Annotated in this window: 19 protein-coding genes and 1 pseudogene; 10 read left to right on the top strand and 10 right to left on the bottom strand. The window is 71.5% G+C overall.

Features of this window, described 5'->3' with window-relative positions; genetic code table 11:
* The first annotated feature begins 27 nt into the window (after positions 1 to 27).
* From ACFKCF_RS21750 to ACFKCF_RS21765, 4 genes are all read left to right on the top strand, one after another.
* Positions 28 to 1,419, top strand: coding sequence for a sigma 54-interacting transcriptional regulator (locus tag ACFKCF_RS21750; RefSeq protein WP_394496116.1), 1,392 nt, complete (start codon positions 28 to 30; stop codon positions 1,417 to 1,419).
* 61 nt (positions 1,420 to 1,480) lie between these two features.
* Complete coding sequence (locus ACFKCF_RS21755; RefSeq protein ID WP_394496117.1) at positions 1,481 to 2,233, top strand: hypothetical protein; 753 nt, start codon at positions 1,481 to 1,483, stop codon at positions 2,231 to 2,233.
* Between the two features lie 30 nt (positions 2,234 to 2,263).
* Positions 2,264 to 4,243, top strand: coding sequence for a VWA domain-containing protein (locus ACFKCF_RS21760; RefSeq protein WP_394496118.1), 1,980 nt, complete (start codon positions 2,264 to 2,266; stop codon positions 4,241 to 4,243).
* 33 nt (positions 4,244 to 4,276) lie between these two features.
* Positions 4,277 to 4,738, top strand: a complete 462-nt coding sequence (locus ACFKCF_RS21765; RefSeq protein ID WP_394496120.1) for a GNAT family N-acetyltransferase — start codon at positions 4,277 to 4,279, stop codon at positions 4,736 to 4,738.
* A gap of 64 nt (positions 4,739 to 4,802) precedes the next feature.
* Here ACFKCF_RS21765 and ACFKCF_RS21770 read toward each other — a convergent pair whose 3' ends face one another.
* The 3 genes from ACFKCF_RS21770 to ACFKCF_RS21780 all read right to left on the bottom strand — a co-directional run bounded on the left by ACFKCF_RS21770 (position 4,803) and on the right by ACFKCF_RS21780 (position 8,206).
* Positions 4,803 to 5,426, bottom strand: a complete 624-nt coding sequence (locus ACFKCF_RS21770) for a hypothetical protein (protein ID WP_394496121.1) — start codon at positions 5,424 to 5,426, stop codon at positions 4,803 to 4,805.
* 371 nt (positions 5,427 to 5,797) lie between these two features.
* On the bottom strand, positions 5,798 to 6,724 hold the full coding sequence (locus ACFKCF_RS21775; protein ID WP_394496123.1) for a hypothetical protein: 927 nt from the start codon (positions 6,722 to 6,724) through the stop codon (positions 5,798 to 5,800).
* A gap of 528 nt (positions 6,725 to 7,252) precedes the next feature.
* A complete protein-coding gene (locus ACFKCF_RS21780; protein WP_394496125.1) occupies positions 7,253 to 8,206 on the bottom strand; it encodes a hypothetical protein in 954 nt (317 codons plus the stop codon).
* A 114-nt stretch (positions 8,207 to 8,320) separates the two neighbouring features.
* Between ACFKCF_RS21780 and ACFKCF_RS21785 the strand changes: the two genes are divergently transcribed.
* The gene (locus ACFKCF_RS21785) at positions 8,321 to 9,022 is read left to right on the top strand and encodes a hemerythrin domain-containing protein (RefSeq protein ID WP_394496126.1); all 702 of its coding nucleotides are present in this window, start codon (positions 8,321 to 8,323) and stop codon (positions 9,020 to 9,022) included.
* On the opposite strand, the gene ACFKCF_RS21790 is transcribed toward ACFKCF_RS21785, so the two are convergent.
* Positions 9,007 to 12,255: a BTAD domain-containing putative transcriptional regulator gene (locus ACFKCF_RS21790; protein WP_394496128.1), complete on the bottom strand. Its 3,249-nt coding sequence runs from the start codon at positions 12,253 to 12,255 to the stop codon at positions 9,007 to 9,009. The genes ACFKCF_RS21785 and ACFKCF_RS21790 overlap by 16 nt on opposite strands.
* A 274-nt stretch (positions 12,256 to 12,529) precedes the next feature.
* On the opposite strand from ACFKCF_RS21790, the gene ACFKCF_RS21795 reads away from it, so the two are divergent.
* Positions 12,530 to 12,952, top strand: a complete 423-nt coding sequence (locus ACFKCF_RS21795; protein WP_394496130.1) for a hypothetical protein — start codon at positions 12,530 to 12,532, stop codon at positions 12,950 to 12,952.
* 81 nt (positions 12,953 to 13,033) lie between these two features.
* On the opposite strand, the gene ACFKCF_RS21800 is transcribed toward ACFKCF_RS21795, so the two are convergent.
* Together ACFKCF_RS21800 and ACFKCF_RS21805 are read right to left on the bottom strand one after the other, a co-directional pair.
* Positions 13,034 to 13,369, bottom strand: coding sequence for a transposase (locus tag ACFKCF_RS21800; protein WP_394496132.1), 336 nt, complete (start codon positions 13,367 to 13,369; stop codon positions 13,034 to 13,036).
* A 478-nt stretch (positions 13,370 to 13,847) separates the two neighbouring features.
* Positions 13,848 to 14,270 carry a DUF6292 family protein gene (locus ACFKCF_RS21805; protein ID WP_394496133.1) on the bottom strand — a complete coding sequence of 141 codons (423 nt, stop codon included), beginning with the start codon at positions 14,268 to 14,270 and terminating at the stop codon, positions 13,848 to 13,850.
* Between the two features lie 138 nt (positions 14,271 to 14,408).
* Here ACFKCF_RS21805 and ACFKCF_RS21810 point away from each other — a divergent pair, with 138 nt between their 5' ends.
* Both ACFKCF_RS21810 and ACFKCF_RS21815 read left to right on the top strand, forming a co-directional pair.
* Entirely contained in the window at positions 14,409 to 14,534 is a 126-nt protein-coding gene (locus ACFKCF_RS21810) for a hypothetical protein (protein WP_394496135.1), read from the top strand.
* Between the two features lie 10 nt (positions 14,535 to 14,544).
* Positions 14,545 to 14,976: a hypothetical protein gene (locus ACFKCF_RS21815; RefSeq protein ID WP_394496136.1), complete on the top strand. Its 432-nt coding sequence runs from the start codon at positions 14,545 to 14,547 to the stop codon at positions 14,974 to 14,976.
* A gap of 15 nt (positions 14,977 to 14,991) precedes the next feature.
* On the opposite strand, the gene ACFKCF_RS21820 is transcribed toward ACFKCF_RS21815, so the two are convergent.
* Together ACFKCF_RS21820 and ACFKCF_RS21825 are read right to left on the bottom strand one after the other, a co-directional pair.
* On the bottom strand, positions 14,992 to 16,131 hold the full coding sequence (locus tag ACFKCF_RS21820; RefSeq protein WP_394496137.1) for a cystathionine gamma-synthase: 1,140 nt from the start codon (positions 16,129 to 16,131) through the stop codon (positions 14,992 to 14,994).
* Positions 16,132 to 16,254: 123 nt separating this feature from the next.
* On the bottom strand, positions 16,255 to 16,443 hold the full coding sequence (locus ACFKCF_RS21825) for a hypothetical protein (protein WP_394496138.1): 189 nt from the start codon (positions 16,441 to 16,443) through the stop codon (positions 16,255 to 16,257).
* A 408-nt stretch (positions 16,444 to 16,851) separates the two neighbouring features.
* Here ACFKCF_RS21825 and ACFKCF_RS21830 point away from each other — a divergent pair.
* Positions 16,852 to 17,658, top strand: a pseudogene (locus ACFKCF_RS21830) (sensor histidine kinase); the annotation flags it as partial.
* Here ACFKCF_RS21830 and ACFKCF_RS21835 read toward each other — a convergent pair.
* On the bottom strand, positions 17,581 to 20,688 hold the full coding sequence (locus tag ACFKCF_RS21835) for a BTAD domain-containing putative transcriptional regulator (RefSeq protein WP_394496140.1): 3,108 nt from the start codon (positions 20,686 to 20,688) through the stop codon (positions 17,581 to 17,583). The pseudogene ACFKCF_RS21830 and the gene ACFKCF_RS21835 sit on opposite strands and share 78 nt — an antisense overlap.
* Positions 20,689 to 20,752: 64 nt before the next feature.
* On the opposite strand from ACFKCF_RS21835, the gene ACFKCF_RS21840 reads away from it, so the two are divergent.
* The gene (locus tag ACFKCF_RS21840; RefSeq protein WP_394496142.1) at positions 20,753 to 21,613 is read left to right on the top strand and encodes an NAD(P)-dependent oxidoreductase; all 861 of its coding nucleotides are present in this window, start codon (positions 20,753 to 20,755) and stop codon (positions 21,611 to 21,613) included.
* A gap of 83 nt (positions 21,614 to 21,696) precedes the next feature.
* Here the strand turns inward: ACFKCF_RS21840 and ACFKCF_RS21845 are convergent, their stop codons facing one another.
* Entirely contained in the window at positions 21,697 to 23,067 is a 1,371-nt protein-coding gene (locus tag ACFKCF_RS21845) for a cystathionine beta-synthase (protein ID WP_394496143.1), read from the bottom strand.
* Between the last annotated feature and the right edge of the window lie 63 nt (positions 23,068 to 23,130).

A 23,130-nucleotide genomic window follows, 5' to 3' on the forward strand; every position in this document is an offset into this window, starting at 1 on the left:
GCTCGCGGGGGACGTAGTCTCGATCCCGTGCATCAGCCACGTATTCTCCGCGAGTTGCGAGAGAGCGGCCACGTTCATCGCACCGTCAAAGCCGAAGTCCGGGAGAACCTGCTGGCCAAGCTGCGGGCAGGCGAGCCACGATTCCCCGGCATCGTGGGCTTCGACGACTCCGTCCTGCCGAACCTGGAGCGAGCCCTGCTCGCCGGGCACGACCTGGTCCTGCTCGGTGAGCGCGGCCAGGGCAAGACCCGGCTCATCCGCACCATCACAGGTCTGCTGGACGAATGGACCCCAGTCGTCGAAGGTTGCGAGATCAACGACCATCCGTACGCGCCGGCCTGCACGCGCTGTCAGGCCCTCGCGCGAGAGCTGGGGGACGAGCTGCCGGTCGCGTGGAAGCACCGCGACGAGCGCTACGGCGAGAAACTCGCCACGCCCGACACCTCCGTGGGCGACCTGATCGGCGACGTCGACCCGATCAAGATCGCTGAGGGGCGCACCCTCGGCGACCCCGAGACCGTCCACTACGGCCTCGTCCCCCGCACCAACCGCGGCGTCTTCTCCGTCAACGAGCTGCCCGACCTGGCCGAGCGCATCCAGGTGTCGCTGCTCAACGTGCTGGAGGAGCGCGACATCCAGGTGCGCGGCTACAACCTGCGGCTCCCGCTCGACATCCTGCTCATCGCCAGCGCCAACCCCGAGGACTACACCAACAGGGGCCGGATCATCACCCCGCTGAAGGACCGCTTCGGCGCCGAGATCCGCACCCACTACCCGCTGACCGTCGAGGACGAGCTGACGCTCATCCGCCAGGAGTCCATGCCGGACATCGGGGCCGACGTCCCCGAGCACCTGATCGAGGTCATCGCCAGGTTCACCCGGCTGGTACGCGAGTCCACGGCGGTGGACGCCCGTTCCGGCGTGTCGGCGCGCTTCTCGATCGCCGCCGCGGAGACCGCCGCGGCCTCGGCCGTGCGCAGGGCGGCGCTGACGGGCGAGGAGCAGGCCGTCACGCGCGTGGTCGACCTGGCCCCGGTGGTCCACAGCCTGCGGGGCAAGGTGGAGTTCGAGGTGAGCGAGGAGGGCAGGGAGACCGAGATCCTCGCCCACCTGCTGCGCCGGGCCACGGCGGAGACGTTCAGGACCCGGCTGGGCGGCATGGACCTGTCGGCGATCATCGACAAGTTCTCCGAGGGCGCCCAGGTGGAGTCGGGCGAGCTGGTCGCCGCCGGCGAGCTGCTCCACCGGATGGGCCCGGTCACGGGCCTGGCCAAGGTCATGTCCAAGCTGGGCATGGGCGCGGGCGAGGAGTCGCCGGGGCACGCGGCAGCAGCCCTGGAGTTCGCGCTGGAGGGTCTTTACCTCATGCGGCGCCTGTCCAAGGAAGACCTTGACGGAGTGAGCGTCTACCGCACGTGAACATACCGGCGGTCTTCCGCGTCATAGTGGATAGCTGATCACGCCGACCGGGAGACCGCCCATGCGCCTGCTTGCCTGTGCCACCGCTCTTGCCATGGGTTTCATCGCCGTGCCCGCCTCCGCTTCCAGCGAGGCCGCCGCGCCCAAGATCGTGTACGGGTACGCCTGGGCCGACGGGAAGGGGCACCTGCGGATCGTCCCCAAGGCGGCCACCTTCGTGCGGAAGGGCGAGTTCCGGAGCTACCGGCTCAAGCCGGTGGCGGGCGCCGAGGAGGTGCGGCTCGACTACACCGGCGCCTCCTTCGGCCGGGTCACGGTGGCGTGCGACCTGAAGGAGACCGAGGGCCAGGTGGCCCTCGACGCCAAGGGGCTGGGCCGGACGGCGTGCGAGCCCGGGGATCTGTCCGACGGGCTGGCCCGCGGCCCCGTGCCGCTCCGCGTCGAGTACCGGGGCACGGACGCCGTCAAGATCAACGAGTTCCTGGTCACCGAGTGGCCGGGCTCGCGTACCGCCCGCGGGACGCTCAAGCGCGTCAACGACACGACGGTCCTGTTCACGACCGGCACGAAGACGGTCAAGCTCGGGTCCACGCATGCCACGACCTTCTACCGGACCACCGCGCGCTGCCGGGACGGGTGGCTGGCGGGCAGGCCGGTCAACGCCGACAGGCACGGGCTCGGCAAGAAGGCGTGCACCTCGGCGGACCTGGCCAAGGCGCTCAAGTCCGTGCGGCACCCCGTACTGGTGAAGATCGACTACACGCCCGAGGCCGGGGGCGTCAACGAGGTGTGGGAGGTCTTCGGGGACGCGTAAACGGGCGGATCGGGTTAGCGTGGGTGCGTGATGGCCTTTCGCTATGGTGAGTACCACGACGGCCCCGACCCCCTCGCCCCGCCCTACGACGTGCGGGCGGCCCTCGACGAGATGGGCGACGCGATCCTGTCCGGTTCGACGCCGGTCCATGCCCTGCGCGACCTGCTCAAGCGCGGCCTGCCCGGTGCTCAGGACCGCCGCGGGCTGGACGACATGCTCAGGGAGGTGCGCCGGCGCCGGCGCGACCTGCGCGAGCGCGGACGGCTCGACGGCACCCTGGAGAAGGCGCGGGCGCTGCTCGACAAGGCCATCGGGCAGGAGCGGGCCGAACTGTTCCCCGACCCGTCCGACGACGCGCGGCTGCGCGAGGCCGAGCTCGACGGGCTGCCCGAGGACACGGCCGGCGCGATCCAGGAGCTGAGCACGTACGAGTGGCGCTCGTCGGCGGCGCGCCAGACGTTCGAGGAGCTGCGCGACCTGCTGCGGCGCGAGGTCCTGGACAGCCAGTTCAGGGGGCTGCGGGACGCCCTCGCCAACCCCGATCCCGAGGCGATGGAACGCGTCCGCCAGATGATGGCGGACCTGAACGACATGCTGGACAAGGACTCCCGCGGCCAGCACACCCAGGCCGACTTCGACGCCTTCATGGGGAAATATGGCGATTTGTTCCCCGAAAAGCCGCGCAACCTTGAGGAGCTCGTCGACATCCTGGCCCGCCGCGCCGCCGCCACGCAGCGCATGCTGGCCTCGATGACCCCGCGCCAGCGCGAGGAGCTCGCCGGCCTGATCAACCAGACTCTCGACCAGGCCGGGCTCTCCGACGAGATGCGCCGTCTCGGCGAGGCCCTCTACGCCCGCCGGCCCGATCTGGCATGGAACGCCCCCGAACGCCTCACCGGCGAAGAGCCCCTGGGCATGGGCGACGCCGTCACGGCCCTGGAGGAGCTGGCCGACCTCACCCAGCTGGAGACCGCCCTGCGCCAGGACTACCCGGGCGCCAGGCTGGACGACATCGACGAGTCCGCCGTACGCCGCGCCCTCGGCCGCTCGGCCGTGGACGACCTGGAGGCGCTCAAGCGCATCGAGCGCGAGCTGGAGGAGCAGGGCTACCTCCTGCGCCGCCGGGGCAAGCTGGAGCTCACCCCCAAGGCGGTCCGCCGCCTGGGCGAGACGGCGCTGCGCCGGGTGTTCTCCTCCCTCGACGCGGGCCGCCGCGGCGACCACGACCAGCACGACGCGGGCTCGGCCGGGGAGCTGACGGGCTCGACCCGGCCGTGGCGCTTCGGCGACGAGCAGCCCATCGACGTGGTCCGCACGCTGGTGAACGGCGTGCGCAGCGGCGGGGTCGCCACCGCCCCGGGCACCGCCGGTTCCGCTGGGCGCGTCGGGGTCCGCCTCTCGGTGGACGACTTCGAGGTGGCCGAGACCGAGCGCCGCACCGCCGCGGCCGTCTGCCTGCTCGTGGACCTGTCGTACTCGATGGCCCTGCGGGGCACCTGGGCCGCCGCCAAGCAGACGGCGCTGGCGCTCCAGGCCCTGGTGGCGTCCAAGTTCCCGCAGGACGCGGTCCAGATCATCGGCTTCTCCAACTACGCCAGGGTGCTGCAGCCCGACGAGCTGGCGGGCCTCGACTGGGACATGGTCCAGGGCACCAACCTGCACCACGCCCTCCTGATCGCCGGCCGCCACCTCGACCGCCACCCCGACTTCGAGCCGGTGGTGCTGGTGGTCACGGACGGCGAGCCCACGGCCCACCTCATGCGCAACGGCAGGTCGGCGTTCGAGTGGCCGCCGTCGCACGAGACGCTGGAGCTCACGCTGGCCGAGGTCGACAAGATGACCCGGCGCCGGGCGACGATCAACGTCTTCATGCTGGCGGCCGACGACCGGCTGAAGGAGTTCGTGGACGAGGTGGCCCGCAGGAACGGCGGACGCGTCTTCTCGCCGAGCGCCGAGCGCCTGGGCGAGTACGTGGTCAGCGACTTCCTCCGCCTCCGCCGCGCCCGCTGAGTTTGTCGGTGCCGTGTGCCAGACTCGCTCGCCATGAGTGATGACGTGCGGTTGCGGGACGTGGTGGAGGCCGATCTGGAGGTCTTCCTGGCGCAGGAGCACGACCCGGAGGCGGCCCGGAGGTCCAGGTTCACTCCCCGCCCCCGGGAGCGCTTCCTCCACCACTGGGCCACCCGGATCCTGGCCGATCCCACCGTGTTCGTGCAGGCGGTCGTCGTCGACGGTGAGCCGGCCGGAAACGTCGTGGCCTGGTGGGAGGAGGAGCGGCGCTTCATCGGCTACTGGTTCGGCCGCGACTTCTGGGGCCGCGGCATCGGCACCCGGGCCCTGACGCTCTTCCTCCAGCAGGAGAAGGCCCGTCCCCTCTACGCCGACCCGTACGAAGGCAACACCGGCTCCGTCCGGCTCCTGGAGAAGGTCGGCTTCGAGCGGTCCGGCACGGTGCGGCACGGCGAGGACCAGCACATCATGCTGACCCTCCACACCCCGGCCTGAGGGGTGCCGGCGATCCCGGTCGGGCCGGCACCCGCCCGTGCCGGCCGCCAGAGCGTACAGGTCGTCACGTCGTGCAGTACGCGTGGAGCACGCCTCGCCTGTAGAAGAGGGCGTTGTCGTTGCGCCAGCTGGCAGAGGCACCAGGACTTCCCGGAGTGGCCGAGAATCCCACATTCACCAGTTCGGGCTCATGGGTCTCTACGGCGTTCCGGAGTTTGGGATGACTCGGCGGGCACAGGATGAAGGTGCCCATTGTTCCGAGGGGGTTCACATCCACCCGCTGCTTGACCATCGGCACAGGGGGCTGCGCCGGTTTCTCGGTCGAGCAGGTCAGGGTGACCGTGAGCGAGACGTCGATCGGGTGATGGGCTGCATCCGCGAACGACTGCGTATTGGAGAAGTAGACCTTAACCGTCCGGTTGGCGTCGTCGATCTCGAATTTGTCGAGGCTCGTGTGCTGCGCGTCCGCCTCTGAGCTGATCGTCGTCTCGCCGGCGACACCGACGATGTACGGCAACGTGGACGGGCACTTCATCGGCACGTACCCGCTGGTCTGCGCGCCGAGGCTCTTACCGCTCTGGAAATCTCCGTAGAGCCCGTCAGCCCATGCCGGACCGGTGACGCTCACCAATCCCGCCGTGGCCAGCGTGGCCGCCGCGACGATCTGCGCGGATTTAATGATTCGCACGTTTCTCCTTGCCGTGGTTGAGTCTCCACACCGATTTGCCGGCGCGCTGCGTTCCGTTCGAAACGGGCATGTCGTCCGTCGTGGTCGCATGACCGAAGATAGGAATTCGCTCTTGGAGAGCGCTTGATCCCGGCCTTGGTGAAGGCTTGGTGGCAGCTTGGCCACGCGTCACGGCCGGCCACGCGTCACGGCCGGCCACGCGTCACGGCCGGCCACGCGTCACGGCCGGCCACGCGTCACGGCCGGCCACGCGTCACGGCCATGGCCACCGCCGGCTGAGCTCCAGCGGGGCGATCCCGGCCGCTGATCGACGCCCGCCGCAGCCGCCACCGTCGCAGCCGTCCAAGGCGGGCGGCGCGCCGGCCGGCGTGTCAGAACGTGCCGGTGCAGGGCGGGAGGTTGACGCACACCCAGGCGGAGTTTCCGTCGAGGCGTCCGAGCTCGATGTGGAGCTGGTCGACCTGGAAAGACTCGCCCGCACGCCACAAGGCGGCATTCCAGCCGGGCATGAGGAGCGACCTGCCACTGGGTTCGACCTTGTGGACGACGACGGAGTTCCCCGGCATCCCCTGGTCCCACCCCTCTTTCGTGCGGTACTCGATGGTGTAGAAAGCACCGCCGTCACCTGGAATCTTGATCACCAGGGGCCCGCCGACCTCGGGATGATCGAGTCCGACCACTTGGGCCGGCCCGCAGGCGGTCGAGCATTCGCGGATGCGGTCCTGCGTGATCCAGCCCATCCACATCCTGGTGGGGGCGATCAGGCCGGGTCCCTTGATGCCGAAGTCGGGATCGTCGGGCGGGTTGAAGAACCACCCGCTCGTCCAGGAGCTCATCGAATCCCAGCTGTCCCCGTACTCCATGTCCGGATAGGCGAAGCTGTGCCCGAGCCCGTAGCCGTGCCCCATCTCCTGGGCCGCGATCGCCGGATGCCAGCCTTCCCTGTCGAGCGAGACCGCCATGTAGTTCCGCTGGGTGCCGTTGAGCGTCAGCGGATAGGACGAGGCGCCGTAGGTGTCGAAGACGTCGTTCCAGATGACGATGATGCCGTTGGGGTTGAGCTGCCACAGCTTCTTCTGGAAGTTCTTGGCGCAGTCGGTCCATTTCGTCAGCCGGTCCTTCTGCTGTTCCTGGGCCCTGGTGTAAGGCAGCGTGTACCAGCCCTGGACGGTCGAGAGGTCGAGGTTGAGCTTGCCGTACGACTGCTGGACCCAGAAGTCGTACAGCCCGCCCTTGCCCTTGCCCGCCGAGGTGAACAGTTGCTTGAAGTATTCGGGTGACCTGGGTTCGTCAGGCACGTCGCTGAACTTGCATAACACCACCCCCCATACGCTTAACCCGGCCGTACCCGCCGCCGCCGCCGGCGCGGGCGGGAACGCCGCCATCATGACGAGACTGACCAGCGCAGCCAGCAACGCCCGAAGAGGCGTGCGCCGCGACCGCTTTCTTGGAGATCGTCCGATCATCGATTTCCCCTCGTGTAGTGCTGGTTGAGCACCTACACCATGGGCGATCGCTCTTGGCCGCAGCTTGGGGCTCGCTTGGCGCCGGTCGGCGTACGTCTGAACCGCACCAGGTCAGCCTGCGGCTCCTCAATCAGCACGCATGACGGCGGCCTCCTGGCGACCGCGTCCCCGTCCCTTTCTGGAGCGCAGGGACGGCGGTGGGCGCGTTCACCGGCGGGCGTTCGGTGGCGTGCGCCCCGTGGGCGACGCGTCTGCGGCGACCGGCCTGGTGGATCCGGGCCGCCGGGGGCTGGGGCTGGGAGTTCCTGCCCCCGGCTGTTCGCTGGTGGCGCGTGAAGAGGTGATCGCCCGCCGGGCTAGCTACGAATGATCCACCCGCGTGCGAACTCTTGGCACCGGCTGGCCGCGGCGGGCGGCCTCGGCCTGGAGCCGGCGCCTCAGCTGCTTGCCGTGGCCGAGAAAGGAACGGGTCCGCAGGCGGCGGTCCTCGGGCAGGCTCCAGTCGGGCAGCGCGCGGTCGATCGCGACGGTGAGCCGGTCGTCGCCATGGGCGGTGGCGGTGCCGAGCAGCACGACGTTCTCCTGCCACCGCATGCCGGGATCGTGCCGGTGGAAGGTCAGGCAGACCGGCCCGGGCACGGCGGCCACACCGGCGGGCAGGTGCAGGTCGTACCCGGTCGTGGTGCGGGAGAAGGCACGCGCGGGCACGGTCACGGGCCGGCCGTCCGCCATCGCCGACACGATCGGCCGCCCCAGGTCGCGGGCCCGGCGGGCGTACGGGCGCCAGTCGGCGGGCGGCGCGGAGCGGGCGGGCAGGCGGGGACCCGACGGGGCCGGGTCCGAGGCGGGGGCCGTGGTGCCGGGCGGGCAGGTCCAGGTCAGCGGGTCGCGGGTCAGGTCGCCGCCCGGCCACCAGGTGATCCGCTCGGGCGTCACCTCGATGTAGATCCGCGCGAAGTACCAGGTCAAGCGCTTGACCAGGAACCACGGCAGCCCCGCGAAGGCGTCCGGGATCTTGTCCTGGGAGTCGCGGACGTACCGGTCGGTGTTGGCCTGCAGGTCGGCGTCGCGGACGGTGGCGCGACCCTGAACCAGCACCACCGGATCGCCCTCGAACAGCAGCGCGACGCGCGGATCGCGGCGCGCCCGCTCGGCTTTGCCGGGATAGGTCAGGCCGGTGCTGACGTCGATGGTGCCACGGGGCCCGGTGTACGGGGTGACGGGCCAGGTGATGGGCCGCTCGTCGCGGGTGAGCGAGGTGTAGGCGCACACCACGGAGCTCCGAAACGTCGTGGCGGGGAGCGTGAGGGTCATGCCGCGCACGCTAATGACGGTGTCTTGGGCCGTTCTTGGAGCCGATCTTCCAGAGCCGCCCAAGACCGGGAGAGCACGATGACGGCACCCTGACAAACCAGAAGGAGTACGACCATGCGCACCACCGCACACCCGAACGTGCCGCAGATCACGCTGCCGGGTCAGGCCGCCGCCGCGCCGGGGCCGCTCGACATGACCAACATGTACCTGGCGCACTACGGCTTCCGCCGCGACCTCGGACACCTGATCACCACGATCGGCCGGGTCCGCCTCGGCGACCGCCGGCGCATCGCCGCCCTGCGCGAGCACCACGCGTGGGTGCTGTTCGTGCTGCACCACCACCACACCGCCGAGGACGAGACGGTCTGGCCACGGCTGCGGGAGCGGGTGCCGCAGGCGATCGGCACGATCGACGCGCTGGAGGCCGAGCACGAGGCCTGCGACCACTGGATCCGGGAGAGCACCGAGGCCTTCCAGGCGTTCGACGCCGGCCCGTCCGAACAGCGGCGCGAGCGGCTCATGGCCGCCCTGCGCGCGCTGGCCGACACCCTCGGCGCGCACCTGGCGCACGAGGAGACCGACGGGATCCCGCTGATGATGGCTCACATCACGCCGGAGGAGGACGCGGAGGGGCACAAGGCGATCATGAAGCAGTACGGTCTCCGCAAGCTGATCACGCTGCTCGGCTGGATCACCTCCGAGCTGCCGCCCGACGTCGAGGCCCACCTGCGCAGGACCTCGCCCAGGCCGCTGCTGCTGCTCAGCACCCTGGCCGGCGGTCGCTACCGGCGGCGCATGGCCTACCTGTGGGGGTGAGCCAGCTCCCGCTCCACGCTCTCGGCGTGCTCGGCGTGCCGCCGCGCCGCCTCGGCGTCGCCCAGAGCCTCGGCCAGTTGCGCCAGCGCCCGGCTGACCGGCCACATCAGCATGCTCAGCCCCGCGATGCCCATGCGGCCGGCGTACGGGGACGCCTGCTCGTACAGGTCGGCGCAGGCCTGCCGGTCGCCCAGCCCCGCCCAGACCTCGCAGCGGATGACCAGCCAGAACAGGTAGACGAACGTGCGTGGGATCGGCGGTTGCCGCTCCCACGGCCCGAGCACCTGCCGCGCCTCCTCCAGCCGGCCGCTGACCATCAGGTAGTGGGCGAGCCCGTCCCTGTTGAACTGGTCGAGCTGCTCGTGCGAGATGTCCTGCGGCGGCGGCACCGCGTCGGCCACCCCGCGGCGCAGGCGCATGAGCGCGACCTGGTACGTGGCGCCCGCGGTGGTGGTCTCCTCACCCCACATCGAGGTTGCGCGCTGCTCGGCGGCGGTGGCCGCGAGCAGCGACTCGGCCGCCTCCAGGTCGCCACGGTTGACGAGGAGGCCCAGCCGCAGCCAGGCCAGGATGATCCGCAGATACGGCATGTGCGTACGGCCGACCAGCCGCTCCGCCTCGGCCAGCACCTCCAGGGCCTCCGGCACCCTGCACAGCTCCAGCAGCGTGCCGCCCTGGCAGGTGAGCCCGATCGTGCGCAACTCGTCGTCGCCCGCCTCCAGCCCGGCGCGCGCCATCTCCTCCCCCGCTTCCAGCCGCTGACGCACCGAGTCCGGGTCGAGCAGCGCGTAGTAGCGGGCGAACAGGACCCGGCCCAGCAGCGTCGCGTCGTTCTCCTGGCGGGCCAGCCGCGCCGCCTCGGCGCTCCACCGGTCCCGCTCCGCGGGGTCGCACCCCGGCTGGTAGTACGCCTGGAGCGCCAGACAGGCCAGCACCCGGGCCCGGGCCGATGACTCCAGCCCTTCGTCGGCGGCCAGTTCCATCAGGTCCGCCATCAGATCGGCGTCGTGGTCGCCGTAGACCTTCCAGGGTTGCAGGATGCGCCCGCCGTACCCGGTCGCGGCCTCGATCCAGCGCCGCCGGTCGCCCTCCTGCTTGGCCAGGCGGCGAAGCCGCGTCAGCTCGGCCTCCTGCCCCACCGAGTCGCCCGCCCCGAACCTGGCCTCGGCCAGCGCGAACAGCAGGTCCATCCGCTCGGCCGGGCCCAGCTCGGGGTCGTCCTCGGCCACCCGGTCGGCCCGCTCCAGCAGCTCGACGGCCACGTCGTACGCGCGCAGCCGCTTGGCCTCCTCGGCCGCCCGCCACGCCGCCCGCCAGGCACGCGCGATGTGGCCCGCGGGAATCGCCTGAAACCAGTGGTGGGCGGCGGCGGCCAGCCGGTCGGAGGCCGAGCCGCCGGTACGTGACTCGATCGCGGCGGCCACGGCGGCGTGCAGCCGGGCCCGCCGCAGCACCGGCACCACCTCGGTGAGCGCCTCCTGCACCAGCGCGTGCACGAACCGGAACCGGCCGGGCCGCCCCTCCGCGACCAGGGCGGCGGCCATGGCCGGCTCCAGCCGGTCCAGCGCCGCGTCCAGGTCGAGCCCGGCGGCCTCGGCCACGACCGTCACGTCGAACTCCCGTCCGGCCACCGCCGCCACCCGCAGCAACTCGGCGGACGGCTCGGGCAGCCGGTTCACCCGGCCGAGCACGACGTCCCGCACGCCGAGCGGCAGCGTGCCGCCGCGGCCCGTCGATCCGGCTTCCAGGTAACGCATCAGCTCCGTGACGAAGAACGGATTGCCGTTCGTACGGTCCCTGAGCGCCCGCACGTCCGTGCCCGCCGGGGTCAGCTCAGCCAGGTCGGAGGCCGAAAGGCCGGACAGCGGCAGCCGCACCGCCAGCCGTCGCGACAGCGCCTCGAACGCCTCGGCCAGCGCGCCCTCGGGCTGCGGCCAGTCGCGTGCCGTGCCCACCACGGCCAGCCTGCCGTCCAGCACGTACTCGGCCAGGTAACTCAGCAGCCGCAGAGAGGACCGGTCCGCCCAGTGCAGGTCGTCCAGCACCACCAGCACCGGCCGCTGGCCCGCGGTCAGCACCCGTGCCGCCGCTCCATAGGTGCGGAACCGCGCGCCCTCGGGGTCGGTCCCGGTCGCGGAGCCGACTCCGGGCAGGTTCGCCCGCACGTCGGCGGGCAGCGGCGGCAGCGTGTCGGCCAGCCGCTCCAGCACCGTCACCCACGGCCAGAACGCCGGCGCGCCCTCCGTCGCCGCGCACCGCCCCACCGCGACCGTGAAACCCCTGGCACGGGCCCGGCTCACCAGCTCCTCGGCCAGCCGCGTCTTGCCGATCCCCGGCTCCCCGGTGATCAGCGAGAACCCCGTCCGGCCCCCCGCCGCCGCTTCCAGCAGCCCGTCCAGCGCGGCCAGCTCCTCCTGCCGGCCCGTGATCCCGCGCTCGCCCACCTGCGGCTCGGGCGGCTGCGGCGGCCGGTGCGGGAACAGCGCCGGCGACTGGCCGAGAATGTCGCGTTCCAGCGCGCGCAACTCCTCGCCCGGGTCGATGCCGAGCTCCTCGGCCAGGATCCGGCGGGCCGTGCGCAGCGTCTCCAGCGCCTCGCCCTGGCGTCCGCTCCGGTAGAGCGCCAGCGCCCGCAACGCCCACAGCCGTTCGCGCAGCGGGTGCTCGCAGGTCAGGGCCTCCAGCTCGCCCAGCAACTCGCCGTGGCGGTCCTGCTGGATGACCGCGCTCACCCGCAGCTCGCGGGCCCGCTCCCGGGCCTCGGTGAGCCGCGCCCTGACGGCGGTCACATACGCCTGGTCGTCCAGGTCCTGGTACGGCTCGCCGCGCCACAGCGCCAGCGCCTCGCCCGCCAGCCGCTCCGCCTCGGCGGGCTCGGCCGCCTGCTCGGCCTGCCCGACCAGGCGCAGGAACCGCGTCGAGTCCACCTGCTCCGGATCGATCGCCAGCGTGTAACCCACCGGCCCGAACGTCAGCAACCGGCTCTGCGCCCTGGCCCGGCGTCCGGGCTCCAGCAGGCGGCGCAGGTTGGACACGTACGAGTGCAGCGACGCCATCGCCTCGACCGGTGGCTCATCGCCCCACAACCGGTCGACCAGCGCGCCAGGGGCCACCGGCCGGCCCTCCGCCAGCACCAGCACGCTCACCAGCGCCCGCATCTTCAGCGAGCCGATCTGACACGACCGCCCGTCGTCGCCGACGACCTCCAGCGGGCCCAGCACACGGATGTCCACAGCCCTACCACTCTCACGAAGTCGCCTGATCTTACGACAAGGGGAGGGTGGTGTGGTTCACCATGGCGCTGGCTGCCGATCATGGGCTCAGGAGCGTCCCCTGAGGTGCTCAGTTCGCGTCTGCCTGGCGATCGGGGTGCTCCACATTCAGGGAGGGCGCCGGCGATTGCGCCTCACCGGGGTGCCGATGTCATACCGAAGGCCGGCACCGCGAGCACGTCCCGGCGAGGGCGTGTTCGCGAACCGGTCATGATCGGAACACGTTTACAGAGACATGCATCGATTTCTCGCGGTTCTCGCGCTCGCCGTGACCCTCTGCGGTTGCCAGGGTGAGCAAGGATGCACGCTGATCGGCACGCCCGTGGGCGTCCAGGTGGATGTCGCCGCCCCGCTCGCCAGCCGGGCGGTAGCGGCGAAGCTGGAGGTGTGTCAGGCGGGTAGGTGCACCGAGCCCAAGCTGGAGCTCTTCCCCTCCGACCAGGGCGGCAAGTACGGGTTCGGCGACGTCGGGGGGCTGCGCAAGGAACGGGCCACCGTACGGCTGAGGCTCACGGACGCCGCCGAGAAGGAGGTGCTCGACCGCACCATCGACGTCACCCCCAAAGGCCGCTTCCCCAACGGCCCGCAGTGCGGCGAGGGCGGCCCGAACGCGCAGGTGGAGGTCGACGGCGAAGGCCGGATGCGGGAACGGCCCTGACGCATTGACCGCACGTCGCAGCCGCGCCTAGCGTCCCCGTAATATCAAGGCAGCCGATACCGTCGTAGCCGCGACCTGCGGCTACGACGCAAGGGAGTCGATGCATCCGGCCGTCGGCAGCTCGCCCCGCCCGGCCATGAGCCGCAGCCGGCCGCGTAACCGCCCGGCCAGCCGCTCCGGCAGACCACGCCGGGACCAGCGCAGGAAGAACGCATACACCGCCGCATGCTGCGGGAAGTCGATCGGCAGGGCCCTCCACTCGATCCCGTACCGGATCACATAGCCGATCGCGTCCAGTACCGCCCGCAGATCGTGCACCATCGGCCTGCCCGTCGCTTTGACCAGCTCGGCCATCATCGCCCGCGCCTCGCCCTCCAGCACCACCCACTCGGCATCGTTCAGATCCGACGGATACACCGGCCTGCGGTCAGGACATCGGCACCCCGGTGAGGCGCAATCGCCGGCGCCCGAGGACGCGGGCGTGTGAACAGACAACCACGGGCTCCTGGCCGCCGAGATGCGTAGACAACACCCCAGTTACCAGGGGAGCCCGCTCCTGTCCGCGGACGAATCACTCGAAGATGGCCTCGGCCCGGCGTCCAGGTCCTCGCCTCAACGGCCAAATCATTTGTCCGCAGGCTCTCAGTGGCCCACCGTGTCTGGCCTGGCCCGACAGTGCACGGATGGACGAGCTGGTCCGCAATCCGACCTCGCCGTTGTCCAGACGTCCGGCGACGTGCCTGCTCATCCGGTAGGGCGGGCTCCAGCAGGTTGACCACCCAATCGGCCAAGGGGTGGGAGAGCGGGCCGGGGGGAGCTTGGCTCCCCCCGTAAGAGGAGCCCGGAGCCGCCTCCGCGCGAAGCGCCCCCCTGCGGAGGCCCGTGCAGTTGAAGGTCAGGCGTCGATGAGGCGGGAGTAGAAGTCGAGGGCCACGTCGAAGCCGTCGTGGCAGTTGCGGTGGGATCGGTAGCAGGGCCGCCAGGCCGAGCTGGCGCCGACTCCCGCCCTGGCGTCACTGAGGGCCGAAGGGATGCGTTCCGGTTTGGGGAGGAGGCCATGGCCCAGGTAGCGGACGCCGGTCAGCTCGCTGTGGGCCCCGCGGCCGCCTGAGACGAACGCGCCCAGGCGCCAGCCGCTCTCCTCGTCCCAGACCAGCGCGGTCCCGTCCGCGAGCTTCAGCGTCGCGTCACGCGGATCGCAGGGACCCTCCCACCAGTCCGCCACCTCAGGTCCGAGTATGCCGATGACCTGCCGCACATAGCTGGTCGGCTGCTGCAGCCACTCGTCGGAGTACGGCTTGACGTGCCTGATGGCCACGGACGGCACCCCCTTGTGCCCTAACGGTAAGAAAAAATGACAGGGACCAACCATACCCGCGCCGAACTTATTCCGTTGCACAGCCGTCTAGTCATTACGGACGATATTCACGGCCGATACGGGGAAGGAGGGGTGCCCATGATAGCCACCGTTCTGCTCATCGTCCTGATGGTCGTCGCCGTCGCGACCACAGAAATGATCATGTGGTGCTCCATGAAGGGCAAAGAGAGTGTCGAGTCCACTGCCGAGATCGTCGGGGACTAGTCTCTCGGGCATGTCGTCCCTGCTTCTCTGGCTGCACATCGGCTTCGCGATCTTCACCATCGGCCCGGTCACCGCCGCGACTATGACCGCGCCGCGCGTCATCCGCACCAAGAACGTGCCCGCGCTGCAGATCATCCAGCGCATGACGAGGATCTACAGCCTCGGCACCCTGGGCGTGTTCGTGTTCGGGCTGGCGCTCGGCGCGGTGCTCGGCGGCGGGCTGCTCGGCAAGTGGTACATGACGGCCTCGATGACGCTGTTCATCGTGGCCGCCGTGCTGCTCGTCATCATCGACCGCGACCTGCGCACCGCCCTGCGGGCGCTCTCCAGCGAGAGCGCCGAGGACGACGCGAAGGTGCAGATCGGCAGGATCGCCGCGATCAGCGGGCTCGTGTCCGTGATCTGGCTGGTGATCCTGTTCCTGATGGTGGTCCCTGGCTGAGGCCGGGACAGCCGCTCAGCCGAGCGCCTGAGTGAGGTCGGCGAGCAGGTCGTCGATGGTCTCGATGCCGACCGACAGCCGCACCAGGTCGGCGGGCACCTCCAGCGGCGATCCGGCCGCCGAGGCGTGTGTCATCCTGCCCGGGTGCTCGATCAGGGACTCCACCCCGCCCAGCGACTCCCCCAGCGTGAAGAGCTTGGCCCGGTTGCAGACCTCCACGGCCTCCGCCTCGCCCCCGGCGACGCGGAACGACACCATGCCGCCGAACCGCCGCATCTGCTTGGCCGCCACCTCGTGCCCCGAGTGCTCGGGCAGCCCCGGGTAGAGGACCTGGGTCACCCGCGGATGCGCGAGCAGCAGGTCGACGACGCGTTCGGCGTTGTCGCAGTGGCGGTCCATGCGTACGCCCAGGGTCTTGAGTCCGCGCAGCGTCAGCCACGCGTCGAACGGCCCGGCCACCGCGCCCATCGCGTTCTGGTGGTAGGCCAGCTCCTCCCCGAGCCCGCGGTCGACGGTCACCAGCGCACCGCCGACCACGTCGGAGTGGCCGCCCACGTACTTGGTGGTCGAGTGGACGACGACGTCGGCCCCCAGCTGGAGCGGCTGCTGCAGGTATGGCGACGCGAACGTGTTGTCCACCACCAGCAGCGCCCCGTTGTCGTGGGCCAGCTGCGCCAGCGCGGCGATGTCGGCGATGCCGAGCAACGGGTTGGTGGGCGTCTCGATCCAGACGACCTTGGTCTTCTGCGTCATCGCCGCGGCGACGGCGTCGAGGTCGTGCAGCGGGACCGGGTCGTAGTGCAGGTCCCAGCGCTGGTGCACCTTGGCGAACAGCCGGTACGTGCCGCCGTACGCGTCGTTCGGGATGATGACGTGATCCTGCGGCTTGCACACCGTGCGCAGCAGGGTGTCCTCGGCGGCCAGCCCCGAGGCGAACGCCAGCCCGCGCACGCCCCCCTCCACCGCCGCCAGCGCCTCTTCGAGCGCGGTCCTGGTGGGGTTGGCCGAACGGCTGTACTCATATCCGGAACGCAGACCGCCCACGCCGTCCTGCTTGTAGGTGGAGGTCGCGTAAATCGGCGGCACCACCGCACCCGTTGTGGGGTCTGGCTCCTGACCTGCGTGGATGGCCAGCGTCTCAAAACCGTTGCTCATACACGCCACGTTAATGGAAGTCGGCCCGCGATCCGTCCCCTCTGGGTCGCGGGCCGCTCGCGGGCACCGTCCCCCAACGGCCCCCGCGATGGCTCGCGCACCATGCCCGCGCGAGCCGGGTCCTCAGGCCGCCTTGGACTCGTGGTCCTCCGAGCGGGACGGCAGCCGTACGACGTCCGCCTCGATGAACCGGCCGCTGCCGCCCTGCGCGGGCTCCCCGTTGATGCGGGAGAGCAGCACCGGGTCGGCCAGCGCGAGCAGCACCCCCACCAGCAGCCCGACACCCAGCAGCACGAACCCGATGGCAACCATTTCCTGTCCCCTTCCGACACATCCCAGCATCGGCGACAGTCCATGGCCTCCGCCTCCGCTGAAGGACTGGTCTCCGGCGACCCGTCTCGGCCGAACGGTTGATACGAGATGTCCGACTTCCGGCCTAGGCTCGAGGCCGTGGTGGAGAGCAAGCGCATCGTGTACTGGATCCGGCGGCTGAGCGAGATCGCCATGCTCGGCTGGCTCGGCATGATGCTGCTGCTCGACCTCGTGCTCGCCGGCGTCACCGGAGGCGTCCAGTGGCTCGTGCCCGTCTGCGGCGCGGCCGGCATCACGGCCGTGGTGCTGCGGCGCCGCTACCGGATCGAGGGGTTCAGCATCATGCTGGCCCTGTCGTTCAGCACGTCGATCGTCATCGGCAGCATCGAGACGACGGGCGTGCCCGGCATGGCGGAGACGGGATCGCTGCTCATCCTGATCATCGGCGTGCTGCGGCACGTGGAGCCGGTGCGGCGGGCGGCGGTGCTCGCGTGCGTGGGCCTGATCGTGCTGCTGGCCGAGGCCGTCGGGCGCAGGTACAACAACGCGGGGCTGGCGTTCTCGTTCCTGCTGTTCGCGGGGTGGTCGACAGCGGCCGGGGTCGGCGGTTACCTCCGCTTCCAGCAGGAGCGCCGCACGGAGGCCGTCCATTCGGTACGGCGGGCGGAACGACTGGAGCTGGCCAGGGAGCTGCACGACCTGGTCGCCCACTACATCACGGGCATCGTCGTCCAGGCCCAGGCCGCCCGCACGGTCGCCGAGACCAAGCCGGAGGCGGTGGCGCCCGCCCTCGACGCGATCGCCACGGCCGGGTCGGAGGCGCTCACCTCGATGCGGCGCATGGTCACGGTGCTGCGCACCGAGGACGACGCGGCCCGCAAACCCGGCGTCACGCTGGCCGACCTGCGGATGCTGACCGAACGGTTCTCCGCCGAAGGGCCGAAGGTGGCGTTCGAGATCGGGCAGGGGCTCGACGATCGCACGCTGCCGCCCGAGGTCATGACCACCCTGCACCGGGTGCTCCAGGAGTCGCTGACCAACATCCGCAAGCACGCCTCCCGTACCGCCTGGGTCGAGGCGGGTCTGCGGCGCTTCGAGAAGGTGGCGGTGCTGCGGGTGCGGAACTTCGGGTCGGGGTCAGATCCGAAGGTGTCGCGCCTCGGCGGCGGGTTCGGGCTGGTCGGGATGGCCGAGCGGGTGGAGGCGTTGGGCGGCCGGCTCTACGCGGGCCCGTCCGCCGAAGGCGCCTGGGAGGTGGTCGCCGAGTTCCCCCTCCCGTAGGGCCTGCTCGAACGCCTCGCCGCCCAGGACGGCACGCAGCCTCCCGCCGATCCGCTCCACGTCCAGCCACTCGCCCACCGGCAGGGGCGCCCCCACCGCCTCCCGCATGGCCGTGGCCGCCCCGATCAGCCTGGCCGCCTCCACCAGCCCGCCTACCTGGTCGGGCGACTGGTTGAGCGACAGGGCTCCCGCCAGGCCCTCGAGCGCCAGCGCGACCGCCCGGGGATCGCCGCTCGCCCGCGCGGCCTCGTACCCCTCGCGATGCCTGGCCAGCGCGAGCGCCGCGGCTCCGCGCTGCTCGGCCGCGAAGCCTAGCTCCGCCATGACGAACGCGATCCCGGGCGTCCCCCGCACCTGCCGCAGCCAGTCGAGCAGGGACAGCAGGTACGACTCCGCCTCCTCGTACCTGCCCTGCCGCCGGGCGCTCAGGGCCAGGCCGAGCACGGCGTTCTCCTCGGCGGACTTGTACGACTGCTCGACCGCCAGCCGCCTGGCGCGCTCGTGGTGGTGGTCGGCCCGCTCGTAGTCGCCGGACAACATCGCGATCCGCCCCAGAGCGGCCACCCTGAACGACACCTCGAACCCCAGCTCCTCCGCCAGCCGCAGCGCCTCCTCCCGCAGCCGGGCGGCCCTGGCGTAGTCGCCGCGGATCTCCGCCGCCCGGTCGAGCACGTCCATGGCCTCGATCTGTCCCCACTCGTCCTCGAGCTCCCGGAAGATCGCCAGGCCCCGCTCGCCGTCGCGTTCCATCGCCGCGAGGTCGGCCCGGCCGACGGCCAGCTTCCCGCGCAGGCAGAGCGCCGCCGCCACACCCCACTGATCGTCCAGCTCCCGGTAGGCCGCCAGCGCGCGCTCCGCCGCCACCTCGTGTGCCCGCCTGTCGCCGTAGGCCCACCGGACGTGGCTCAGGAACCAGTCGGCCAGCGCCGCGCCCGACGGGTCGAGCTCGGCCCGCCGGACCGGAGAGGCGGGCTCGCCGATCAGCAGCTCGATCCCGGCCAGCCAGACCGACGCCCGCGCCGCCTGCGCTCCGGAGGTGGCGTGCCTCCCCAGAGCCGCCGACAGGGAGCGGCGGGCCTCGCGCAGGCGCCCGCGCAGGAACCAGTACCAGGCCAGGGCGTTGACCAGGCGCAGCGGCTCCGGCCCTGCGAGGGCGAGCCGGAGGTTGGCGCCCTCGGCGTCGAGCCGGGCGAGCCACTCCCGCTGCCCGGGCCCCTTGAGGTCCGCCCGTTCGGCCAGGGCCGTGTAGTGGCGGGCGTGGCGCTCCCTGATCGCGTCGTACTCGCCCGCCTCCCGCAGCCGCTCCACGCAGTACGCCGTCACGGACTCCAGCAGGCGGTAGCGCGGCCCGGCCACGCGCACCACCAGCGACCGGTCCACCAGCCTGGCCACGGTGTCGAGCACGTCGACGCCGGGCTCGGCGCACACCTCCTCGGCCGCCTCCAGCGTGCACCCGTCGGCGTGCACGGCCAGCCGCCGCAGCACGACGCGCTCGGGTTCGCTCAGCAGCTCCCAGCTCCAGTCGATCATCGCCCGGAGCGTGCGCTGCCGCGCCGGCGCGTCCCGCATGCCCGCGCTGAGCAGCCTGAACCGGTCGTCCAGCCGGTCGGCCAGCTCCCGCACCCCGAGGGCGCGCACGCGGGTGGCGGCCAGTTCGAGGGCCAGCGGGATGCCGTCGAGGCGCCGGCAGATGGTGGCCACGGTCTCGCTCGGCGGGACGTTCGCCCGGGCCGTGAAGAGCCGTACGGCCTCGGGCTCGGGCAGGGGCGGCACCACGCGTACGGACTCGCCGGTCACGCCCAGCGGCTCCTGGCTCGTGGCCAGCACGCGCAGCCCGGGGGCGGCGCGCAGGAGGGCGGCGGCCAGCTCGGCCGCCTGCTCCACCAGGTGCTCGCAGTTGTCGAGGACGAGCAGCAGGCGCTTGCCCGCCAGCGCCCCGGCCAGCCTGGGCGCGAGCGGGGCGGTGTCGTCGTCCCGCACGCCGAGCACGGTTGCCACCGCCTCGGCGGCCTCGGCCGCCCCCGCCAGCTCGGCCAGCCACACCCCGTCGGGGAAGTCCGGCCCCGCGTCCGAGGCGGCGGCCAGGGCGAGCCGGGTCTTGCCGACGCCGCCCGGCCCGGTGAGCGTGACCAGGCGGGAGGCGGCCAGCAGCGCACGGACCTCGACCAGCTCCCCCTCCCGGCCGACCAGGTCGGTGAGGGGCGCGGGCAGGTTGGTGGCGGGCGCCGCCGCGGAGGCGGGCTGCCGGGGCGTCAGGCCGGGGTCCTGGCGCAGGATGGCCTGGTGGAGGCCGGCCAGCGCGGGTGACGGGTCGAGCCCGAGGTCCTCCCCCAGCCGCCTGCGCAGGCCCTCGTAGGCGGCCAGGGCCTCGCTCTGCCGCCCGCCCCGGTAGAGCGCCGTCATGTGGGCGGCGACCAGCCGTTCGCGCAGCGGGTGGCGGGCCACCAGGTCGCCCAGGTCCACGGGTTCGCCCAGCTCGAGGCGTACCTCCGCCTGCTCCTCCAGCGTCGTGAGGCGCGTCTCCTCCAGGCGCGCGGCCTCCGGGAGCGCGAAGGCGGCGTCGGCGAAGTCGGCGTACGCGGGCCCGCGCCACAGCGCCAGCGCCTGCTCCAGCTCGGCCGCGCGCGTGCGGGGATCAGGGGACCGGCGCTCCACGAGGGCACGGAATCCCCGGGCGTCGCACTCGTGGGAGGCCAGCCGGTACCCGGCGGGCCCGTGCACGACCAGGCCGGGGCCGCCCAGGGCGCGGCGCAGCTGGGAGACGCGGGCCTGGAGGGTGCCGACCGGGTTGCGACCGGCCGCGGCGCCCCAGAGGTCGTCGATCAGCCGGTCCACCGAGACCGGCCCGCCCCCGTGCGCCAGCAGGTCGGCGAGGAGCGCGCGTACCTTGGGCTCGGCCACCGGGACGGACGTGCCGTCCTCGGCCCAGACCTCCAGCGGCCCCAGCACTCCGAATCGCACCACGTCAGTACCCAACCCGTGGCGGGCCCGAAGGATTTCCGTAGCGGCGTGCCCGAGGGTGTCGGGCATGAGTCGAGTGACAGTTGTGGGAATGGGCCCGATGGGCTCCAAGATGGCCGAGACGTTCCTGGCCGCCGGGCACGAGGTGGCGGTCTGGAACCGTACGGCGAGCAGGACGGGACCGCTGGTCGCCAAGGGCGCGAGGCAGGCGGCGAGCGCGGCGGACGGCGACCTGCTGGTGATCAGCCAGATCAGCTACCAGGCGATGTACGACAGCCTCGGCGAGGCCAGGCTGGACGGGAAGGTGGTGGTCAACCTCAGCTCCGACACCCCGGAGGCGCTGCGCCGAGCGGCCCGGTGGGTGGAGGAGCGCGGCGGCACGCTGATCACGGCGGGCATCATGGTGCCGCCGCCGGGGATCGGGCAGCCGGGGGCGTACACCTTCTACAGCGGCCCCAAGGACGTCCTCGACCGACACGCCGGGACGCTGGAGGCGCTGAGCGAGGTCACCTACGTCGGGCAGGACCAGGCGCTGGCGATGATGTACTACCAGGCCCAGCTCCTGATCTTCTGGTCGAGCCTGACCAGCTTCATGCACGCCATGGCGATGCTGCGCACGGCGGGGACCTCGCCGGCCGAGTTCCTGCCGTTCGCCCGGGACCTGTTCACCCAGCTGGGCGGTGAGGGGCCCATGGGGTACGCCAAGATCCTGGCCGAGTGCTTCGAGGCCGGTGAATATCCGGGTGAGCAGAACTCCCTGCACATGCAGGCCGTCGGCATCGGCCACGCCGTGGAGGCGCTGGCCGAGGCCGGGCTGGAGACCACGGTGCCGGGCGCGCTCAAGGCGTTGTTCGAGCGCGCCGACGCCGAGGGCCGGGGCCACGAGGGGCTCGGCACCGTGATCGAGTCGATCAAACGGGCTGGCTGATGAGAAACCTGCCCATCAGCCTGCCGCCCTGCTGTCGAGCCCGGTGAAGGCCGTAGCGGCAGTCCGACATCGCAGATTTCTCATCAGTGATTGGCCAGGAAGGCGAGCAGGTCCTGGCGGGTGATCATGCCCGAGGGCTTGCCGTCTTCCAGCACAACGGCCGCATCGGCCTTCTCCAGCGCTTCCACCGCACGGGCCACAGGTTCACCACTGCCGATCATGGGTAGTGGCGCCGACATGTGATCACCGATCGGGTCGTCGGAGGAGAGTCTGCCGTGGTAGAGGGCTTCGAGGAGATCGCGCTCGACGATGGAGCCGACCACCTCGGCCGCCATGACCGGCGGTTCCTCCTTCATCACCGGCAGCTGGGACACCGAGTATTCCCGCATGATCGAGATGGCCGTGCCCACCGACTCGTGCGGATGCGCGTGCACGAACTCCGGCAGCCCTGCCCCCTTCCGCGCCAGCACGTCGGCGACCAGCCCCTCCTCGGAGGACGTCGTCAGGAAGCCGTAGTCGGCCATCCAGTCGTCGTTGAAGATCTTGGACAGGTAGCCGCGCCCGCCGTCGGGAAGCAGCACGACGATCACGTCGTCGGGCGCGGCCGTGGCCGCCACCCGCAGCGCCGCCACGACCGCCATCCCGCAGGAGCCGCCGACCAGCAGTCCCTCCTCGCGGGCGAGCCTGCGGGTCATGGTGAAGGAGTCCTTGTCGGACACCGCGATGATCTCGTCGCAGATCTTGGTGTCGTACGTGGCGGGCCAGATGTCCTCGCCCACCCCTTCCACCAGGTACGGGCGGCCGGAGCCGCCGGAGTAGACCGAACCCTCCGGGTCGGCCCCGATGATCTTCACGCGGCCGCCGGAGACCTCCTTGAGATAGCGGCCGGTGCCGCTGATCGTGCCGCCGGTGCCGATGCCCGCGACGAAGTGGGTGATCCGGCCCTCGGTCTGCTCCCAGATCTCCGGACCCGTCGAGTGGTAGTGGGAGTCGGGATTGTTGACGTTGGAGTACTGGTCGGGCTTCCAGGCGTTCGGCACCTCGCGGGCCAGCCGGTCGGAGACCGAGTAGTACGAGTCGGGGTGGTCGGGCGAGACGGCGGTCGGGCAGACCACGACCTCGGCGCCGTATGCCCTGAGGACCGCGATCTTGTCCTGGGCCACCTTGTCGGGCACCACGAACAGGCACCGGTAACCCTTCTGCTGGGCCACGATCGCCAGGCCCACCCCCGTGTTGCCGGAGGTCGGCTCGACGATCACGCTCCCAGGACGCAGCTCGCCGGACGCCTCCGCGGCCTCGATCATCCGGACGGCGATGCGGTCCTTGACCGAGCCGCCGGGGTTGAAGTACTCGACCTTGGCCAGCACCTGTGCGGACAACCCCGCGTTGACCTTGTGCAGCCGGACGAGCGGAGTGTTCCCCATGAGATCAACCAGGGAATCGTAAACGCGCACCGAGGTGTTCACCTTCTTTACCGAAGCTTGGTCAGCTTGCCTGTGGCCGAGATCCAGTGGGGG

It is taken from the genome of Nonomuraea sp. JJY05, from assembly GCF_043496855.1.
GTDB lineage: Bacteria > Actinomycetota > Actinomycetes > Streptosporangiales > Streptosporangiaceae > Nonomuraea.

What these genes read in the sequence shown, in the direction of transcription:
- ACFKCF_RS21765 (WP_394496120.1), top strand. Translation starts at nt 4,277, where the DNA reads ATGAGTGATGACGTGCGGTTGCGGGACGTGGTGGAGGCCGATCTGGAG.
- ACFKCF_RS21825 (WP_394496138.1), bottom strand. Translation starts at nt 16,443, where the DNA reads ATGGTTGCCATCGGGTTCGTGCTGCTGGGTGTCGGGCTGCTGGTGGGG.
- ACFKCF_RS21810 (WP_394496135.1), top strand. Translation starts at nt 14,409, where the DNA reads ATGATAGCCACCGTTCTGCTCATCGTCCTGATGGTCGTCGCCGTCGCG.
- ACFKCF_RS21795 (WP_394496130.1), top strand. Translation starts at nt 12,530, where the DNA reads ATGCATCGATTTCTCGCGGTTCTCGCGCTCGCCGTGACCCTCTGCGGT.
- ACFKCF_RS21755 (WP_394496117.1), top strand. Translation starts at nt 1,481, where the DNA reads ATGCGCCTGCTTGCCTGTGCCACCGCTCTTGCCATGGGTTTCATCGCC.
- ACFKCF_RS21760 (WP_394496118.1), top strand. Translation starts at nt 2,264, where the DNA reads ATGGCCTTTCGCTATGGTGAGTACCACGACGGCCCCGACCCCCTCGCC.
- ACFKCF_RS21785 (WP_394496126.1), top strand. Translation starts at nt 8,321, where the DNA reads ATGCGCACCACCGCACACCCGAACGTGCCGCAGATCACGCTGCCGGGT.
- ACFKCF_RS21780 (WP_394496125.1), bottom strand. Translation starts at nt 8,206, where the DNA reads ATGACCCTCACGCTCCCCGCCACGACGTTTCGGAGCTCCGTGGTGTGC.
- ACFKCF_RS21815 (WP_394496136.1), top strand. Translation starts at nt 14,545, where the DNA reads ATGTCGTCCCTGCTTCTCTGGCTGCACATCGGCTTCGCGATCTTCACC.
- ACFKCF_RS21840 (WP_394496142.1), top strand. Translation starts at nt 20,753, where the DNA reads ATGAGTCGAGTGACAGTTGTGGGAATGGGCCCGATGGGCTCCAAGATG.
- ACFKCF_RS21820 (WP_394496137.1), bottom strand. Translation starts at nt 16,131, where the DNA reads ATGAGCAACGGTTTTGAGACGCTGGCCATCCACGCAGGTCAGGAGCCA.